The organism is Hydrogenoanaerobacterium sp. (assembly GCF_032017025.1).
Classification (GTDB): domain Bacteria; phylum Bacillota; class Clostridia; order Oscillospirales; family Ruminococcaceae; genus Hydrogenoanaerobacterium.
Genome location: NZ_DALZQO010000045.1, coordinates 1 through 3,804, shown reverse-complemented (window position 1 = coordinate 3,804; position 3,804 = coordinate 1). Strand labels below are relative to the sequence as shown.

At 43.3% G+C, this 3,804-nt stretch carries 4 protein-coding genes; 2 read left to right on the top strand and 2 right to left on the bottom strand.

Going from position 1 to position 3,804, the window contains the following annotated elements; translation table 11 throughout:
- A partial coding sequence (locus RTV33_RS15565) for a cation-translocating P-type ATPase (RefSeq protein ID WP_312645773.1) occupies positions 1 to 2,400 on the top strand: 2,400 nt, incomplete at its 5' end.
- A gap of 58 nt (positions 2,401 to 2,458) precedes the next feature.
- Here RTV33_RS15565 and RTV33_RS15560 read toward each other — a convergent pair.
- Positions 2,459 to 2,920, bottom strand: coding sequence for a cupin domain-containing protein (locus RTV33_RS15560; RefSeq protein WP_018214002.1), 462 nt, complete (start codon positions 2,918 to 2,920; stop codon positions 2,459 to 2,461).
- A gap of 227 nt (positions 2,921 to 3,147) precedes the next feature.
- Positions 3,148 to 3,486 carry a (4Fe-4S)-binding protein gene (locus RTV33_RS15555; RefSeq protein WP_230974964.1) on the bottom strand — a complete coding sequence of 113 codons (339 nt, stop codon included), beginning with the start codon at positions 3,484 to 3,486 and terminating at the stop codon, positions 3,148 to 3,150.
- On the opposite strand from RTV33_RS15555, the gene RTV33_RS15550 reads away from it, so the two are divergent.
- Positions 3,465 to 3,674, top strand: coding sequence for a helix-turn-helix domain-containing protein (locus RTV33_RS15550; protein ID WP_080632397.1), 210 nt, complete (start codon positions 3,465 to 3,467; stop codon positions 3,672 to 3,674). The two genes, RTV33_RS15555 and RTV33_RS15550, sit on opposite strands and share 22 nt — an antisense overlap.
- The last annotated feature ends 130 nt before the right edge of the window (positions 3,675 to 3,804 follow it).

The window sequence follows — 3,804 nt, the reverse complement described above, 5'->3', positions numbered from 1 at the left end:
CCAATGTTCTTACTGCTCATTGTTGCTGCGACCATTTATTTTATTCTGGGAGAATCCAGGGATGGTGCGATTATGCTCATTTTTGTGGTGGGCATCATTAGCATTGATGTAATTCAAGAATGGAAAACCGATAAAGCCCTAAATGCCCTGAAAGATTTATCTGCCCCGCATGTCACTGTTATTCGTGATGGCAAGGAGCAGACCATTGCAAGTGCTGACCTTGTGCCCAGCGACTTAATGATGATTTATGAGGGGGTTAAAATCCCGGCAGACGGCATTATAATAAAATGTAACGACCTGTGTGTCGATGAATCTTCGTTGACCGGCGAAGCGGAAGGTGTGTGGAAAATCAACACTGAGAGTGCAGATTCAACAAGCGACTATTGGCGGCGTGATTATTGTTATGCTGGCACGCTGGTTACACAGGGCACAGCAACGGTACTGGTAGATAAAATTGGTGGCAGCACCGAATATGGAAAAATCGGTGCTAATGTTGCATCTGCACCAGAGGAACCCACACCCCTACAAAAGCAAACCGGAAGTCTTGTTAAACTATGCGCAGGAATTGCTGCAGTCTTGTTTGCCCTTGTAGGAATATTCACATGGCTAAATATTCCTGACCACAGCTTTGGCGACAGGCTGATTGAAAGCATTTTGTCGGGCATCACCCTTGCCATGGCAATGATTCCAGAAGAGTTTCCTGTCATCCTCACGGTATTTTTATCAATGGGAGCTTGGCGACTTGCCAAAAAGCAGTCACTGGTGCGCAAGTTGCCTTCAGTGGAAACGCTTGGCGCCGTATCTGTGCTATGCGTAGATAAAACAGGGACCATCACGATGAATCAGATGACCGTGCAGGATACGTGGGCTACTGATGGCAACACCATAGCACTTTGTGAAGTAATGGGTATGGGCTGCGAGACCGATGCCTATGACCCAATGGAAAAGGCAATGCTCAAGCATTGCGAAACCCTTGGAATTTTAAAGGAAGATCTTTTTGCTGGAGAACTAATCAGCGAATATGCCTTTACAAATGAGTTGAAGATGATGGGGCATATTTGGCGCAGAGATGACGGAATTACCGTTGCCGCAAAAGGGTCCCCTGAGCGTATCTTAACTATTTGTAAGCTTACAGATTTAGAAAAACAAACAGCAGAACAGAAGATCACCGAAATGTCCAAACAAGGTTTGCGTGTAATTGCAGTTGCCACTGCAAAGCTACAAAGTGAAGCAGAAATTCCTGCACAGATCACAGACTGCCATTTAACGCTTTGCGGACTGATCGGGCTTGCCGACCCACCCCGTGAAGGTGTAAAAGCAGACATCGCCGTTTGCAATAAAGCGGGTATTCGTGTTGTTATGATTACAGGTGATAATGGCATCACCGCCGCGTCTATCGCAAAGAAAATCGGTATGCAAAACAGCGACCATATCATTACAGGCGATATGCTAAGCGAAATGACCGATGAAGAACTGCGTGAAAAAGTGAAGGATGTCAGCATTTTTTCTCGTGTCATTCCTGAACATAAAATGCGTATTGTAAAAGCATTCAAAGATAACGGTGAAATTGTCGCGATGACCGGTGATGGCGTGAATGATGCACCCGCTCTCAAATATGCCGATATTGGCATTGCAATGGGTAAACGCGGCAGTGAAGTTTCCCGTGAAGCAGCAGATCTCATTCTAATGGACGACAATTTTACTACTATTGTAGAAACGGTAAAAGACGGTCGCCGTATTTATGATAACATTCGCAAGGCTGTGGGCTATGTGTTCACCATTCATATTCCCATTGCCTTTGCCTCCTTACTTGCACCAATCCTTGGCATTGCCCCCTCAGCACTGCTTTTACTTCCTCTCCACGTTGTTCTGCTCGAGCTACTCATTGACCCTACCTGCTCGATTGTACTAGAGCGTCAGCCTGCCGAAGCAGACATTATGGAGCGAAGCCCTCGAGATCCAAAGGAAAAACTGTTGACCGCAAAAACTCTAGCCAAAAGCATTTTGCAGGGACTTATCATTTTTGCGGCCTCCTTTGGAACGTATTACGTAATCCTCGATGGAAATGTTGATAATGCACCAGTTGCCCGGGCAATGGGGCTTGCAATTATCATGCTATCCAACTTGTTTCTTGTACAGGTCAATAGTTCTGATCACGATTTTACCTTTCAATCGGTAAAGCGCCTTGTGAAAGACAAAGTGATGTGGGCAGTTAACCTTGGTACACTGGCTATGCTTGGCATTATTTTGTATTCGCCACTCAATGGCTTATTAAAGTTGGCACCACTTTCTGCTTCTCTGTTATTAAAGGCTGTTATTATTGCATTTATCGCAGTGTTTTGGTTTGAGTTAGTGAAACTGGTAAAACGACAAAAACTGAAAAATGGTTCAATGCAATAAAAATAAGAGCTGCGTGAATTCTCACGTGGCTCTTACTTTTTTTACATGTATTGTGGTTTCAATCCCCCAATCTATCGGCATCTGCCTTAGTTTTGTGCACTGTGCCATGCGGATGATGTGGTGGTGCATAAATTGAATAGAGTTTTAAAGGGCATCGCCCTTTATTAACAACATTATGCCATGTTCCGGCAGGGACAAAAATAACATCATCTGCTGCTATACATTGCTGGAAATCCAATTGCTCTTTGCGGTTTCCCATCAAAGCAACACCGTTTCCTTGTTCGATACGCAAAAACTGATCAGTATCTGGATGTATCTCTAACCCAATTTCACCGCATACGGGAATACTCATCAGAGTTAACTGCAGGTGACATCCAGTCCACAATGTCGTGCGATAGTTCTGATTCCGCCCAGTTGCTTGCGAAATGTTGGTAACATAGGGATAAGGCCCATGGTCTTGTTGGCATGACTCTACGGTCTGATTTCCGCAACCCCTTCTGTTTTCATTATATCGACTCACAAAAAAACACCTCCTTTTTCAGCTTAGGTAACATCACAAAATTATAAATTGCATAGCATTACCCTTATATATCTTATGCGATTGGATTAATAGGGTGATTGAATCCTGAGGGTAATTACACTTAAACCCCTCTCGATGATATTAATCCTGGATACAAAGATAGGCTTACAACCTTTTTAATAAAGTAAATAAGGAGCTACATCACGTTGTGATATAACTCCTTATCTTTATTGTTCCGAATATTCTATTGCATGAACCGGACATGCCTTTATTACACTTTGGAGTTTTTCATAATCAAGAGCCTGTTTATCATATGCTTTGACAACAGCTTTTTTCCCTTGCATTATAAACAGTGTGGGATAGTTCTTTGCACAAAGGGTACAGCCCATACAGGCATCCTTGTTAATATGGAGGCCGGGCTTAGCCAGCATTTCTCCCGGTAGATCCTCATCCCGAATAATTTTTGCCGAAATCCATGAGAAGATGATTATGGCAAGTACAGTGAGCGCCCAACGAATGGCCATGAACTTGGGACCTAAAAACTTTGCTTCATTACCTTCTGGCACTTTCTACCCAGCAAAAATCGGAATCTGTTTTGCTACCTATCACAAAAAAGCAGCTTGCTGACTACTTCGGTGTACAACGCCCCTCACTTTTCAGGGAACTGAAACGAATGAAGGACGAAGGCTTAATTGAGATTGCAAACAAAAAAATATATATCAAATTTATCAGTGAGCCATGGTATTTTTCTTAAGAAGCTTTACCCTTATTTTAGATTATGAAATTAAGCCGTTGCATCTTTATCTTGATGCAACGGCTCCTGCTTTGTCTACATCCCCAAAATCGTCCAGAGTATCCTTGCAAAAGGATGGCGAACGGACTTT